The sequence below is a fragment of the Natronococcus sp. CG52 genome, from assembly GCF_023913515.1.
Classification (GTDB): Archaea; Halobacteriota; Halobacteria; order Halobacteriales; family Natrialbaceae; genus Natronococcus; species Natronococcus zhouii.
Window position 1 is genome coordinate 26,333 of record NZ_CP099392.1, and the last position, 14,847, is coordinate 41,179.

Here is a 14,847-nt window from a genome sequence, read left to right on the forward strand (position 1 = left end):
ATCGATTTCGTTTGAGATCTCAAAACGCGCTGTATCCGTTCTCGTAGGGCTTGATTTCGGGCGATTTACCTTCGATTTCCTGAACGTGCGCCGCGAGCCGATCGCGAAGGTCGTCGGCGACGGTCCGGAAATCCGGCCGGCCGACGAGGTTGACCTGCTCGTGAGGATCCCGTGCGAGGTCGTAGAGGTAGCGTTCGACGTAGACGTCGCTCGATTTTTCGGCGCTGCCGCCGCGCCATCCCGTCGGTGACGAGGCGGCGACGGCGTACTTCCACCGATCGGTTCGGAGCGCCCGGCCGACCTGCGACTCGCTGACCTGGATGAACGCCTCGCCGTCGGTATCGGGAGCGTCTCCGCGGACGATCGGCAGGAAACTTTCGCCGTGCATCTCGTCGGGAACGGCGATATCCGCGGCGTCGAGCAGGGTCGGTGGGAGATCGACGAGACTCGTCGGTCGATCGACGTCGGACCCGTCGTCGAAGCCGGGACCGGCGAGGACCGCAGGCACCCGGACGGCGGACTCGTGAGGAGTGCGCTTGTACTCGCCCGGACGCGTCCGGAAGTGACAGCCGTGGTCGGACGTGTACGCGACGATCGTCCGATCCCGTACGCCGCGGTCGGATAGCGCACCTAGGAGGTCGTCGACGCACTCGTCGATCCGCCTGACCATCCCGTAGTAGTCCGGCAGTTCCTCGTACCAGTCGCCGGGTCGGTCCTGTAGGTCCTCAGGAATGTACGGCCGCTTCTCGTACGGTTCCGCGTACCCGTCCGGCGCGACGTAGGTCCACATATCGTTCTGATTGTGGGGTTCGACGTACGCGACCACGAGGAAGAACGGCTCCGACAGGGATTCGATCGCCTCGCGCGCGTACTCGGTGAAGGCGTCCGCGCGATACTGCTCGAACTCGACGGATTCTCCGTCGGCATCGAACAGGCGACCTTCCGTGGGGTGTGAGGTGAACTCCGGGACGTCCGCGGCGATCCAGAAGTCCTCGTACCCGCCGCGACGCTCCTCGGGCACGGGACTGTCGAAGGTGCCGGCGACGTGCCAGTTCCCGACGTATCCGACATCGTAGCCGGCGCCCTTGAACCGCTGAGAGAGGCCCAACTCGTCGGACGAGAGCCCCATCGTGTCACGCCACGCGTCAACTTCGCTCGCGTACTTTCCGCTCTGGAACGTCGCCCGGAACGGCCCGCAGAGCGGTTGCGGCGTAATCGCCTGTGTCAGGACGGTGCCCTGCCTCGCGAGCGTATCGATCGCGGGAGTGAGATCCAACGGACACCCGTAGACGCCAACCGTGTCCCAGCGCTGCTGATCGGTCATCACCGCGATGACGTTCGGCCGGTCGTGGTCGTCGTCGGTCATTACTCCCTGTCGCCCTCCCGGGGCCTTATATTTACCCTCATTCCTGACGGGGGATCGGTTCGAACGCGGCTTATTCGTGGTTCGTGAACGCTCGACCGACGCGCTCGAGTGAAGAATTACAGATGTACATCTGTAATAGACTACCGATCGCGGAAGAACGCGTTTTGGATCGAACTGACGGTGCTGCCGACGATGCTCGCGAAGTCGGTGCTCGCGTCCTTCTCCTTCATTCGGGTGGCCGGTCCGGAGACGGTGACCGCCCCGATCGCTCGACCGTCCGGATTCGTGATGGGATAGGCGATACAGTGTCGATCTTCGCGGTACTCGCCCCGATCGTAGGCCATCCGACGATCCCGGGTCAGTTGGAGCTCGTCCTCGAACGCATCCCGGTCCGTCACGGTGTTTTCGGTCAGCTTCGACAGTCCGCGGTGGTCGAGGATGCGCTCGCGCTCTTCGAGAGGCGTGTACGAGAGAATGGCCTTTCCACCTGCGGTCGCGTGCATCGGGAGACGATCACCGACTCTCGCCGCCGTCTCCGGCCGTTTTTGCTCGCTCTCGCGGTTGATGTAGATTCCGTACCCGTGTTCCGGAACCATCAGGCTCGCGATTTCGCCGGTCGCCGACGCGAGATTCTCGAGCGGTCGCGCCGCCGCGTCGGAGATCGGGAGGCGAGTGCGGGCGCTCGTGCCGAGTCCGAGAAAGCTCACGCTCAACCGGTAGGCGCGTCCGTCTTTGACGACGTAATTGAGTCGTCGAAGCGTGTTGAGGTGTTTGTGAACCGTTCCCTTCGCGAGGTCGAGTTCGTCGGCCAGTTCGCTTACTCCCGCGGCGTCACGGTCCTTGAGCGCCTCGATCACGCGAAAGCTCGTAACCGTCGTCGACGCGGTCGGGCCGCCATCTTCCGCCGCCGGAATATCCATCGAGCCCATACACGGGTAGCCGTAGGCCACCTACAAATAACTTGTTCACACACCATGAACGCGGTATCGGGCCCGCCGAACGATCGCCACTGTCGGGTGCGAACTCGCGTACGGTTCCCCGCCTAAACCGAAACCGATCGATCTTTTCGCGACGGTTCCGTTCACGAGTCGTGAACGGCATCGGCGGATCCGATCGACGACCCGCAGTCCCCCTACGGACGATCGCCGATGCGCGGCTACCAGCCTGAGCGGCTGGGCTGTGCCTTATCGGGGTTCTCGGCTGAGACACCGGTCTGGAGCGCTCGTCGCCCTGCGGCTTCCTCCGGTGACCAAAAGCTTAATAATGGAGGGCTCGAGCTCTGTTCACATGGGTCGTATAGAGGTTCGAAATCTCAGAAAGGTATTCGACGCCGGCGAGGACGAACTCGTCGCCGTCGAGGACCTCGATTTCACCATCGAAGACGGAGAGTTTCTCGTGCTCGTCGGTCCTTCCGGCTGTGGCAAGTCGACGACGCTGCGCTGTATCGCCGGGCTGGAGACGCCGACGAACGGGGAAATCGTCCTCGACGGCGAGGACGTCACCCGCGCGAAACCGAAAGACAGGAACATGGCGATGGTATTCCAGAGCTACGCGCTGTACCCGCACATGACCGCCCGAGAGAACGTGAGCTTCGGGTTGAAGATGACGACCGACCTTCCCGAGGAAGAGATCGACGAACGGGTCGAGAACGTCGCCGAGATGACTGGAATCGAGCAAAACCTCGACCAGAAGCCGGGAGAGCTCTCCGGCGGACAACAACAGCGCGTCGCGTTAGGTCGGGCCATCGTTCGTGATCCGGAAGTGTTCCTCATGGACGAGCCGCTCTCGAATCTGGACGCCAAACTCCGCGGGGAGATGCGAACGGAACTCCAGAACCTGCAAAACGACTTCGGCGTGACGACGATCTACGTCACGCACGATCAAACGGAGGCGATGACGATGGGCGATCGAATCGCGATCCTCGACGACGGCGAACTCCAGCAAATCGGGACACCCCTGGAATGCTATCATACACCCGTTAACAGGTTCGTCGCCGGATTTATCGGCTCGCCGAGCATGAACTTTCTGGACGTGAGCCTCAGCGACGGCACGCTCGTCCACGAGGAATTCACCTACGAGCTGTCTGCGGAGACCGACGAGTCCCTGGAAGTAGACGGAACGGAGTACGCGCTCGGAATTCGTCCGGAGGACATCGAAGTCGTCACGGCGGATACCCCGAACGCGATCGAGGCGACCGTCAACGTCGTGGAACCGCTCGGCGATGTCGCCCACGTCAACGTCGATATCGGAGACCGATCGTACACTGCGTCGATCGACGGAACGCCGCGCTGGGACCCCGGGCGGGAGATTCACGTCAAATTCCCCGAAAAGAATGTGCACCTCTTCGCGGCCGATACCGGAGAGGCCGTCAAGAACGCAGCGATCGAGACCGGAGAACGGTCGGTGGACGTACCCGCGTAATCGCTCCGAGCACGCCACAAGTTAGGAATCCACGCAGCCGGAACTCGTACGATCACACCGAGAGAGACGTCTCGCGGTATTATTCTACCCATACTATTCGGTAATTTTATAACCTCGCCGGCCACGAGTACTCGTATGACAAAGATCGCGTTCATCGGAGCGGGGAGTATGGTCTTCGCCAAGAACCTGGTCGGGGACATCCTGTCGTTCGAAGCGCTCGAGGACAGCACGATCGCGCTAATGGATATCGACGAGCACCGCCTCGCACAGACGACCGAGGTCGCCGAGAAGATGGTCGAGAACGGTCGAGTCGAGGCGACGATAGAGTCGACGACGGACCGACGGGAGGCGCTCGACGGCGCCGACTACGTGCTCAACATGATCAACGTCGGCGGCACGGAACCGTTCGAGAACGAGATCCGGATTCCGGAGGAGTACGGCGTCGAGCAATCGATCGGGGACACGCTTGGCCCGGGCGGCATCTTCCGGGGGCTCCGGACGATCCCGACGATGCTCGACGTCGCTCGAGACATGGAGGAACTCTGTCCCGACGCGCTGCTCATGAACTACACGAACCCGATGGCGATCGTCTGCTGGGCCGTGGACGAGGCCACGGACGTCGAGATCGTCGGACTCTGTCACAGCGTCCCCCACACCGCGGAGGCGATCGCGGAGTACGTCGACGTTCCCCAGGCGGAACTCGACTACTGGGTCGCCGGGATCAACCACATGGCGTGGTTCCTCGAGTGTACGCGGGACGGGCAGGACGTCTATCCGCTGCTCGAGGAAGCGATGGAGGACGAAACGACCTACCGGAAGGACACGGTTCGGTTCGAACTGTTGAAACACTTCGGAGCCTTCGTCACCGAGTCGAGCCATCACAACTCGGAGTACCTCCCCTACTTCCGCACGGACGAGAAGGTAATCGAGGAGTTGACCGGGACGAACTACGCCGAGCGCATGCCGACCGCGACGTACCTCGAGGGCTGGAAGAAGCGGTCCGAGGAGCGGGACAACGCGCTCGCCGACGTCGATTCCGAGGACGTCTCGATCGAACGCTCGGAGGAGTACGCCTCCCGGCTCATTCACTCGCTCGAGACGGACACGCCGAGACGACTCAACCTGAACGTGCGAAACGACGCGGGTCACATCCGGAATCTGGAGAACGACGCGTGTGTGGAGGTCCCGTGTCTGGTCGACGGAACGGGTATCCGGCCGTGTTCGGTCGGAAAGCTCCCGCCGCAGCTCGCCGCGCTCGACCGCACCAACGTGAACGTTCAGCGCCTCGCAGTGAAGGGGGCGCTCGAAGGGAACCGCGACGCCGTCCACCAGGCGATCAAGCTCGATCCGCTGACGGCGGCCGAACTCGATCTCGACGAGATTCACGAGATGACCGAGGAACTCATCGCGGCTAACGAAGCGTACCTGCCGGCCCTCAGCTGAACGCGTCCCGCGGCGTCGATCCGGCTCGGCCAGCTGCTGCACCGTTCTCTCGTCGATCGCTTCCGCGAGAGCTACCGGATGGAAACTTTTATAATAGTCGTTGCGAACATACGGAGTATAGCGATGAGAGAGATTAGCAAACGTGAACTTCTCAGAGCCGGCGGAGCGGCGGCAGCCGCCTCGGTCGCCGGCTGTCTCGGGAGCGGCGGTGACGATCAGCTGACCTTCTGGTGGATCGACGGGGACAGCGACGATTACGAGGATCACAACGAGTGGCTCGCGGAGACCGTCGAGTCGGAGACCGACCGAGAACTGGAGATAACCGGCTACGCCTACAGCGACCTGCGCCAGAACGTCCTGACCGGCGGTCGGCAGGGAACGCCGGACGTCATCGAGGGCGTGATCGAGCACCCCGGCGACTACGTCGCGGCCGACATCATCGAACCGCTGACGGACCGAACCGACGAGATTCCCCACTTCGACGGCTTCCACGAGAGCGCGCTCGACGCGTTCCGGTTCCAGGACGAGCTCTGGGCCCTCCCCTACACGGGGAACGGCCGCGCACTCGTGTACAACAAGGAGGTCCTCGCCGAGTACGGCTACGAGGACGGTCCGCCGGAGGACATCGACGAGTTCATGGAACTCGCGGGGACGATCAACGAGGATCGCGACGATATGAACGGGTTTCACCTGACAACGGAGCGCGGCGAGGTGCGCGCCACGCAGGAGTTCCTCTCCCACGTCTACCAGCACACCGACGGATCGCTATACGAGTGGGACGGCGACGGCTGGGCGCTGCAGGCGGATTCGGACGCGTTCGAGGCGATCCTCGGCGACATCTACTACCGGCTGTTCCACGGCGACCAACCGACGGCCGGCTCCGAGTATCAGAGCGCGGGTTGGGAGACCAACGACGTCGGCTTCACGGAGGGCGAGCACGCGATGATCCACTGCGGGCCGTGGATCGAAGGGTTCCGCGACACGGACGCGCAAGTGGAGATGGTCGAGGAGAACGCGGCAGTGTCGCTGCTGCCGAAGCACGCGGATGCGTCGGACGCGACCTACATGGAGGTCAAACCGGTGATGCTCAACGCGCACTCGGACGATCTCGACAGCGGGATGGCGGTCGCGTCGGCGTGGTCGAGTCCGGAAGCGCTCGAGCGAATGGCCGAGATCAACCCGGGTGCGGTCGCGACACCCGTCCACGAGGACGTCGAATCCACGCTCGAAGACGAGGACTACACGGCGTTCGTCGACGCGTTCGAGAACGGCGTCGCCCCGGCGCCGATCGCGTGGGGATCGGTTCGCGAGGGCATCTACGACGCCATCGAGAACGTCATCTTCGACGAGCAGACGCCCGCGGAGGCCGCCGACGAGCTGGAACGGGCGCTCGAAGCGGCCGACGTGGACCTCGATCCGGACGCGGAGTGATTCGATGAAGGACGGACAAGTTCCGAACCGGCGCCCGAAGGCGGATTCCGGAGGGTGTCCGATATGGCCGTGAGCACGGACCGACTCTCGTCGTACCGAAAGCAGTTCGTCTCCCTCTCGACGGAGACGTGGCTCGGCTGGGGACTGTTGTTACCGGCAGGACTGTTGATGGGCGTCATCATCCTCTATCCCATCGTCGACGGCGTTCTAACGAGCTTCCAGATGCGGTCGTTCCTGCGGCCGGAGGCTCGCGAGTTCGTCTTCATGTCGAACTATCGGATGCTCGTCCAGGACGGCGTGTTCTGGACCGCACTGTGGAACTCGGCGGTGCTGACCGGCGTATCGGTCGCCCTGCAGTTTCTGCTGGGTCTCGGCTGCGCTGTTACTCAAACAGAAGGTCCCGGGGATCACGATCTTCCGGAGCATCACGATGGTCACCTGGGTTCTGCCAGTTATCGTGATCGTCATCGTCTTTAACTGGCTCGTCCAGCCCGGATACGGCCTCGTTAACCTCGTCCTCGCGGAGTTCGGACTCCCGACGGACTACTGGTTCTCGAACACCACGTGGGCCCTCCCGCTGATCGTTCTGATGCACGTCTGGAAGAACGCCCCGTTTTTCGCCATCGCGCTGTTCGCCTCGATGCAGTCGATTCCCGACGAACTCTACGAAGCCGCGAGGATGGACGGCGCATCCGCGGTACAGCAGTTCCGCTACATCACCCTGCCGAACATCTCGTACGTCGCGATGATCATGATCGTGCTACACGTCCTGTACACGTTCAATAACTTCGACTTCGTCTGGCTCTCGACCGGCGGCGGTCCGCTCCGAGCCACCGAAGTCCTGCCGACGTACGTGTACAAGCAGGCGTTCGACCAGTACCTGCTCGGCTACGCGGCCAGTATCGGCGTCGTGATGCTCATCATCATGATGACGTTTACCGTCGTCTACGTTAAACTGGAGGATCTCGACTGATGTTGAACACGCTCGTCACCCGATTCGAGATGCGCCTTGACGACGAGATGACCGTCCGGCGCGCGGCGTTCGTCTACGCGATGCTCCTGCTGTACTACGGGTTCCTGTTGATCCCGCTGTTCTGGCTCCTCAGGTCTTCGATCGTCACCGACGAGATGCTGCGCGCGCGGGAAATCAACCTCCTCCCGCTCGCACACGTGACGATCGAAAACTACGCGACGGTGCTGGCCAGCGGGACGTTCCGGATGTACTTCGTCAACTCCATGATGATCGCGGTTGCCACGACGGTGTTGACGCTCGGCGTCGGCATCCCGGCGGCGTACTCGGTGAGCCGATTCGACTATCCGGGCCGCGACTACGTCGTACTGGGACTCATCTCGAGCCAGATGCTGCCGCTGGTGCTGGTGTTGATCCCGTTCTTTACGGTCATGTTCCGTATGGGACTGGTCGATACCAGAGTCGGACTCGTCTTCGCCCACGCCGTCGGCGTGCTGCCGTTCGTCGTCTGGCTGTTGAAGGGGTACTTCGACGCGATCCCCGAAGCGCTGGACGAGGCCGCAAAGATGGACGGCTGCGGGCATCTCGAAATCATGTACCGGATCATCGTTCCGCTATCGCTGCCGGGGATCGCCGTCGCGGGCTTCTACGCCTTCGTCGGTTCGTGGAACGACTATCTGTTCGTATCGATCCTCTCACAATCGACGGGGACGCGAACCTTGCCGCTCGGACTGCAGCTCTTCCAGACGGCACAGCAGGTTGACTGGGGCGCGGTTACCGCGGCCGCCGTCGTAACAGCGGTTCCGGTCGTCCTGTTGTTCGCACTGGTTCGAAAGTGGCTCGTCGAGGGCCTGTCGAACACCGGTGGAAAGGGGGTCTGACGCCGCGAGTATTACCTCTCGCGATCGGTCGCTGACGGTCGATCGCGATGCAGTATCTTATTATAGCAAAATCACGATATAACGCGTATGACTGAGAAACTGAGCGAATCGGCGGCAGAACCCGACGGCTCCGGAGATTCCGTCATTACCGAGTACGAACTGTTCGAGGTCCCGCCGCGCTGGCTGTTCCTCAAGGTGACGACGAGCGACGGCACCGTCGGCTGGGGCGAACCGGTCGTCGAAGGACGCGCGAAGAGCGTCCGAACCGCCGTCGAAGAACTGATGGACGGTTATCTGCTCGGCGAGGACCCTGCCCGGATCGAAGATCACTGGCAGACGATGTACCGCGGCGGCTTCTACCGCGGCGGCCCCGTGCTGATGAGCGCCATCGCCGGGATCGATCAGGCGCTGTGGGACATCAAGGGCAAGCGGTTCGGCGCACCCGTGTACGAACTCCTCGGCGGAGCAGCCCGGGATCGCATCCGCGTCTACCAGTGGATCGGCGGCGATCGGCCCGCCGAAGTCGGGGAAGCGGCCGCAAAGAAGGTCGAAGCGGGCTTTACCGGGCTCAAAATGAACGCGACGCCCGAGCTGGAACGGATCGACACTCCAGCAGCGGTCGACGCGGCCCGCGATCGGCTCGCCGAAGTTCGCGAGACCGTCGGCGACGAAATCGATATCGGCGTCGACTTTCACGGCCGAGCGAGCAAAACGATGGCGAAGCGCCTCGTCGCCGCGCTCGAGCCGTACGAGCCGATGTTCGTCGAGGAACCGGTACTCCCCGAACACAACGACGCGCTGCCGGAGATCGCTCAACATACGACGATCCCGATCGCGACGGGCGAACGAATGTTCTCGCGCTGGGATTTCAAGTCCCTGTTCGAGCAGGGCGTCGTCGATCTGATCCAGCCCGACCTGTCTCACGCCGGCGGGATCACCGAGGTGAACAAGATCGCGTCGATGGCCGAGGCGTACGATGTCGCGATGGCCCCCCACTGCCCGCTCGGGCCGATCGCGCTGGCCTCGTGCATCCAGGTCGACGCCTGCTCGCCGAACGCGCTCATTCAAGAGCAGAGCCTCGACATCCACTACAACGAGACCAGCGACGTGCTGGACTATCTGTCGGATCCGTCGGTTTTCGCCTACGAGGACGGCTACGTGGATCTGCCGGACGAACCGGGACTCGGGATCGAAGTCGACGAGGGCGTCGTTCGCGAACGAGCGCAGGAATCGATCGACTGGCACAATCCCGTCTGGCGTCACGACGACGGCAGCGTCGCGGAGTGGTGATCCCGGGCGACTGAGAGCACCAGACGCGCTATCACGATTCTTCGAGTATGCGGCCGTCGACACCGACTCGATCCGTAGTATCGAAACGCGGCGAGTCGCTTATCGTAACGTTCGGTCCCGAACAGCGGTCACTCGAGCGCGATCCGCGATCGGAACTCGGGAACACCACTGACGCCGACGTCGGGAATTCGAAAGAGCGCGCCTGCACCCTCGCCCTCGACGGACCGATCTGCGTCGGTGAGCGCAGTTGTCAGGTAGAGGTCGCGGTACTCGGGACCGCCGAACGTAACCGATGCGACCTTTCGCGCGGGGAGTTCGATCTCGTCGACGACCGATTCGTGCGCATCGTACCGAACGACTCGGCCGCCGTTCCACCGGGCGGACCACACGTGGTCGGTCTCGTCGACGGTCATCCCGTCGGGGACGCCGTCTCCGCTCGGCGTCTCGAGGAACGTTCTTCTATTCGAGAGTTCGCCCGTGTCCCGGTCGTAATCGAACGCGTAGACCGCGTTGGCCTCGGACTCGGTGAAGTAGAACGTCTCGAGGTCGCGCGAGAAGCCCATCCCGTTGGGGATGTCGGTGTCTTCGACGACCGTCGTCGCAGTTCCGTCCGTCTCGAGTCGGTAGAGGTCTCCCAGTTCGTTCTCGCCGGGCATCGTTCCACAGAATACCCGCCCCTCCGGATCGGCAATGACGTCGTTGAACCTCGTTTCGGCGTCTATTTCGGCGACGGGATCCGCGGTTTCGGAACCCGGGTTCCAGCGGCTGATAGTGCCGCGGGTAAACAGGAGCAGCGCACCGTCCGCTTCGATAGTGAATCCACCGAGGGGGTCCCCGTCAGTTTGGTAGACGACGTCGTGTTCGTTACGGCCGGGATGGTACCGATAGAGTCGTCCGGAAGGGATGTCGACCCAGTACAATCGCCGCTCTTCGGGATGCCACAGGGGGCTTTCACCGGTATGTGTACGAGTGTCGGCGACTCGTTCTAGAGCAGTCACGTAACTCGTTTTGCGCTGTCCTCACTTGAATCTACTCGAGAGATAGCGGTCGGCGCCCGGTTCCCCGTTCGAACAGGAGAGCAACTGGGTAGCTATAATAGGTGACTTAGCTAAGATAGCTACCTCAACTGAGGTAGGTATTTTACCTATTGTTTACTAAAACCACACGGATCAGCCGTGTACCGAAATGGTCGAAGTTACCCGAACGGTTCAGATCGGACGTATACAGTGCGACGGCCCTCAAGCCGTCGCTCGAAAACGGCCGCAGAGGATCCGGTCGGCGGGCCGGTTCTTACCGTGCGCTCTCGAGGATCGCCTCGAGATCCTCGCGGTCGACCCGGCACGGGTTGCCGACCAGGAGCCGCTGGATCTCCCCGGTCTTCTCCGCCAGGCGCGGGACGACGTCTTCCTCGACGCCGGGTTCGTCGAAACCGGACGGAATCCCGATACCGGTAGACGGCGCTTCGACGCGGCTGCGGCGCGGTCGCTCACCCCCTCGAGATCGCTCGCTACAGCGACGGTATCTCTCCGGGCCGGCACCTACCTGAAGACGCTCACCCACCGGGAGGCGACCGAGGAGGGGCCGTCCGGATCGTCCCGTGGGCGGCCAGGATCTGCGAACTCGAGGGAACCCGCGCCCACCAGTTATCCGCGGAGGCGCGCCTCCGCGAGGAGATCAGTCCGGCTACGGCCCCGCAGGAGTGACGACGGTTCGACGCGCCGAGTGACGGTCGGGGCCGCCGTCAGCGCCGGCTATAGTACCGACTGGAACGGGTTACACACCGATCGTTCGGCGGTCGTGCGTCGGGCGTGCACAGGCTGTCAGTGACTGCTATAGTCCGAGCAGACGGCGAGGCGGCGACGAGCCGCGGCGCCGTAGCGAACGGGCAGACCGGAATCAGACCCAGCGGCGAGCGAGGTGGCGACGAGCAGGGTGACGACGAGCGGGTCGGCGGCGAGCGTCGCTACTCGGAGCCCTGCGCTTCGACCGTCGCGACGGCCGCGAGGTTCACGATGTCCCGAACCTCGTCCTCGCGCTGGAGCACGTGGACCGGCTTGTCCATCCCCGCCAGCATCGGCCCGACCGCCTCCGCGTCGCCGAGGCGCTGGAGGAGCTTGTACGCGATGTTGCCCGCCTCGAGGTTCGGGAGGACGAGCACGTTCGCCGGCTCCTCGAGGTCGGCGAACTCGTAGGTCCCCTCGAGCAGTTCCTCGACGACGGCGGTGTCGGCCTGCATCTCGCCGTCGACCGGGAAGTCGACCGCGGGATCGGCTCGCAGTTGTTCTGCCGCGCGTCGGGGCTTGCGCGTGCCTTCGTTGTCGACGCTGCCGAAGTCCGAGTACGACAGCAGTGCGGCCCGCGGCTCGACGTCGAACCGGCGAGCGATGTCGGCCGCGTGTCGAGTGACTTCCGCGAGCGTCTCCGCGTCGGGATCCTGATTGACGGTCGCGTCCGCGAGGAAGACAACCCGGTTCTTGAACGTGAGCATGTAGACGCCCGCGGCGTACTCGACGTCGTCCGCCGTGCCGATCACCCGCAGAAGCGGACGGAGCGCCGACGGGTAGTGGTGTGTCAACCCCGTCAACATCGCGTCGGCGTCTCCCTGCTGGACCATCACCGACGCGAAGTAGTTGCTGTCGCGGATGCGCTCTCGCGCCGCCGTCCGGGTCACCCCCTTGCGCTGTCGGCCTTCGTAGAGCGCGTCGACGTACTCCTCGTACTCGCCGGCCGCCGGATCGACGACCTCCGGATCGAACTCGAGACCGAGGTCGGCGGCGAGACGTTCGATCTCCGCCTCATTCCCGATCAGGACCGGCTCCGCGACACCGCGTTCCGCGAGCTGGTAGGCCGCGCGGACGATCTGTTCGCTGTGGCCCTCCGCGAGCGCGAGGCGCCTGGGATCGCTCTTGGCCTTGTTGCGCACGATCCGCATCATCTCGCGGGACTTGCCCAGGCGGGCTTCGAGCCGTTCCTCGTACTCCTCGAGATCGATCTCGGTGCGGGCGGAACCCGACTCCATTGCGGCGCTGGCGACCGCGGGAGCGACTTCGAACAGCACGCGAGGATCCATCGGCTTCGGAATGATGTACTCGGGACCGAACTGGAGCGGTTGGTCGCCGTAGGCCTTGCGAACGGCGTCGGGGACGTCCTCGCGTGCGAGCTCGGCGAGCGCCTCCGCGGCGGCGACCTTCATCGCCTCGTTGATCTCGGTGGCTCGGGCGTCGAGCGCCCCGCGGAAGATGAAGGGGAAGCCGAGCACGTTGTTGACCTGGTTCGGATAGTCCGAGCGCCCGGTCGCCATGATGACGGCGTCGTCGCGGGCGCCTTTCGCCTCCTCGTACCCGATCTCGGGATCCGGGTTCGCCATCGCGAAGACGATCGGATCGTCGGCCATGGATCGGATCATCTCCCGGTCGACGATGCCGCCGACGGAGAGCCCGACGAAGACGTCCGCACCCCTCATCGCGTCCGCGAGGTCCCCCTCCGGGACGTCTCGCGCGAACTCGCGGCTGTGAGGATCCAGATCGCCCGCCTCCGCCCGGTCAGTCGTGAGGATGCCGTCGATGTCGACCATCGTGACGTTCTCCCGCCGAACCCCGAGCGAGGCGTAGAAGCGCGCCGTCGCGACCGCCGCCGCGCCGGCGCCCGCGAAGGTCACCTGCACGGACTCGAGATCCTTGCCCGCGAGTTCGGCGGCGTTCAGCAACGCCGCGCCGCTGATGATCGCCGTCCCGTGTTGGTCGTCGTGAAAGACGGGAACGTCCATTCGGTCGCGAAGCCGCTCCTCGATAGTGAAACACTCCGGCGCCTTGATATCCTCCAGGTTGATGCCGCCGAACGTCGGCCCCATTCCCGCGACCGACTCGACGAAGGCGTCCGGATCCTCGAGGTCGAGTTCGATGTCGAAGACGTCGATATCGGCGAAGCGCTTGAACAGGACGCCTTTACCTTCCATGACGGGTTTCGACGCCTGCGGACCGATATCGCCGAGTCCGAGGACGGCGCTGCCGTTCGAGACGACGCCGACGAGATTTCCCTTTACGGTATACCGGTATGCAGCGTCCGGGTCGGCCGCGATCTCGCGACACGGGCCGGCGACGCCGGGCGAGTAGGCGAGACCGAGTTCTCGCTGCGTGTTCGTCGGTTTCGTCGTCGTCGTTTCGATCTTTCCGGCCGGATCCGCTTCGTGGTAGTCGAGCGAATCGTCCTCCAGTGTCATGGATTCTCGTTATCCTATAAACGAATAAAAACACAGGGTCTGTTCGAAGGGAGTTTTCGATAGTTCCGCCGACTACACGTCATTTTTTATACTACAGTATCCGGGTGATAGCTCTCCAGCATCCGAGATGCCGAATCTGTCCGGTCCCGAACGAACCGTGATCGACGTCGCGACACGGAAGAGAGAATGCCGTTCTTCTGGACAGGCAGGCGAGATATAACGCTTTCGCGAACAGTACGACGGGGAACGACTCGAAACCACTCCGTTCGTGTATTGTATACTATTTCAGATATAACTGCCAAAATAATCATTTTCTGACCGTTTATCTCTGCGAAATTCGAACGTAGAAATTTACGTGACTCGATCTCACGTACCCGAGATATCACTACTGTCTTGGAATCGTACTTGGAACGGAGACGACCGATAGTCGGCTATTGGTACTGTCCGACCATCGATATCAAATACAGAGCGTGAAACTGTACTGGCCCTCACCGAATCCGCCGTGTAAGCCGAAAGGGCGCACTCACCGTGGGAAACTCATCGACGGAGACGAAATCGAGGGGTGGTGGGTAGAGCGGGAAAATTGGCAGGGTCCGAACACGTATCACCTCTTCTGTTTGACGTGCTGTGTCGAGAAGATGCCCGAGTGGTCGAATCGCCCGAACGTCGATACCGAGGGCGAGGCGAGGGGGATTCTGTACGAGTGAGTCTCGAATACCGCTCCCGCGAATCCAAGACCACGCCTGATTCTGATACCAGTTACATCACAGAAACCGATCGTATCTTATCGTCGTTCCTAACCGCAGACGGACGAGCGATTGCGCTC

Annotated in this window: 12 protein-coding genes; 7 read left to right on the forward strand and 5 right to left on the reverse strand. The window is 63.0% G+C overall.

Annotation, left to right across the window (positions count from 1 at the left end; all coding sequences use genetic code 11):
- Window positions 1-19: 19 nt before the first annotated feature.
- Window positions 20-1,366: a sulfatase-like hydrolase/transferase gene (locus NED97_RS19915; protein WP_252490814.1), complete on the reverse strand. Its 1,347-nt coding sequence runs from the start codon at window positions 1,364-1,366 to the stop codon at window positions 20-22.
- A 140-nt stretch (window positions 1,367-1,506) separates the two neighbouring features.
- Window positions 1,507-2,295: an IclR family transcriptional regulator gene (locus NED97_RS19920; protein ID WP_252490815.1), complete on the reverse strand. Its 789-nt coding sequence runs from the start codon at window positions 2,293-2,295 to the stop codon at window positions 1,507-1,509.
- A 358-nt stretch (window positions 2,296-2,653) separates the two neighbouring features.
- On the opposite strand from NED97_RS19920, the gene NED97_RS19925 reads away from it, so the two are divergent.
- From NED97_RS19925 to dgoD, 7 genes are all read left to right on the forward strand, one after another.
- Window positions 2,654-3,787 carry an ABC transporter ATP-binding protein gene (locus NED97_RS19925; protein ID WP_252490816.1) on the forward strand — a complete coding sequence of 378 codons (1,134 nt, stop codon included), beginning with the start codon at window positions 2,654-2,656 and terminating at the stop codon, window positions 3,785-3,787.
- Between the two features lie 135 nt (window positions 3,788-3,922).
- Complete coding sequence (gene melA, locus NED97_RS19930) at window positions 3,923-5,230, forward strand: alpha-glucosidase/alpha-galactosidase (RefSeq protein ID WP_252490817.1); 1,308 nt, start codon at window positions 3,923-3,925, stop codon at window positions 5,228-5,230.
- Window positions 5,231-5,353: 123 nt separating this feature from the next.
- The gene (locus NED97_RS19935) at window positions 5,354-6,661 is read left to right on the forward strand and encodes a sugar ABC transporter substrate-binding protein (protein ID WP_252490818.1); all 1,308 of its coding nucleotides are present in this window, start codon (window positions 5,354-5,356) and stop codon (window positions 6,659-6,661) included.
- Between the two features lie 63 nt (window positions 6,662-6,724).
- A complete protein-coding gene (locus tag NED97_RS19940; protein ID WP_252490832.1) occupies window positions 6,725-7,138 on the forward strand; it encodes a carbohydrate ABC transporter permease in 414 nt (137 codons plus the stop codon).
- The gene (locus NED97_RS19945; RefSeq protein WP_252490833.1) at window positions 7,092-7,634 is read left to right on the forward strand and encodes a carbohydrate ABC transporter permease; all 543 of its coding nucleotides are present in this window, start codon (window positions 7,092-7,094) and stop codon (window positions 7,632-7,634) included. Before NED97_RS19940 ends, NED97_RS19945 begins: the two co-directional genes overlap by 47 nt.
- Window positions 7,634-8,512 (forward strand): carbohydrate ABC transporter permease, encoded by an 879-nt coding sequence (locus tag NED97_RS19950; RefSeq protein WP_252490820.1) that lies wholly within the window; start codon window positions 7,634-7,636, stop codon window positions 8,510-8,512. The genes NED97_RS19945 and NED97_RS19950 overlap by 1 nt, the downstream gene beginning before the upstream one ends.
- A gap of 87 nt (window positions 8,513-8,599) precedes the next feature.
- A complete protein-coding gene (gene dgoD / locus NED97_RS19955) occupies window positions 8,600-9,802 on the forward strand; it encodes a galactonate dehydratase (RefSeq protein ID WP_252490834.1) in 1,203 nt (400 codons plus the stop codon).
- A gap of 128 nt (window positions 9,803-9,930) precedes the next feature.
- Here dgoD and NED97_RS19960 read toward each other — a convergent pair whose 3' ends face one another.
- The 3 genes from NED97_RS19960 to NED97_RS19970 form a co-directional block, all read right to left on the reverse strand.
- Window positions 9,931-10,800 carry an SMP-30/gluconolactonase/LRE family protein gene (locus NED97_RS19960; RefSeq protein WP_252490835.1) on the reverse strand — a complete coding sequence of 290 codons (870 nt, stop codon included), beginning with the start codon at window positions 10,798-10,800 and terminating at the stop codon, window positions 9,931-9,933.
- A 292-nt stretch (window positions 10,801-11,092) separates the two neighbouring features.
- Window positions 11,093-11,362: a hypothetical protein gene (locus tag NED97_RS19965; protein WP_252490836.1), complete on the reverse strand. Its 270-nt coding sequence runs from the start codon at window positions 11,360-11,362 to the stop codon at window positions 11,093-11,095.
- Window positions 11,363-11,765: 403 nt separating this feature from the next.
- Window positions 11,766-14,021, reverse strand: a complete 2,256-nt coding sequence (locus tag NED97_RS19970) for an NADP-dependent malic enzyme (protein ID WP_252490837.1) — start codon at window positions 14,019-14,021, stop codon at window positions 11,766-11,768.
- Window positions 14,022-14,847: the final 826 nt, after the last annotated feature.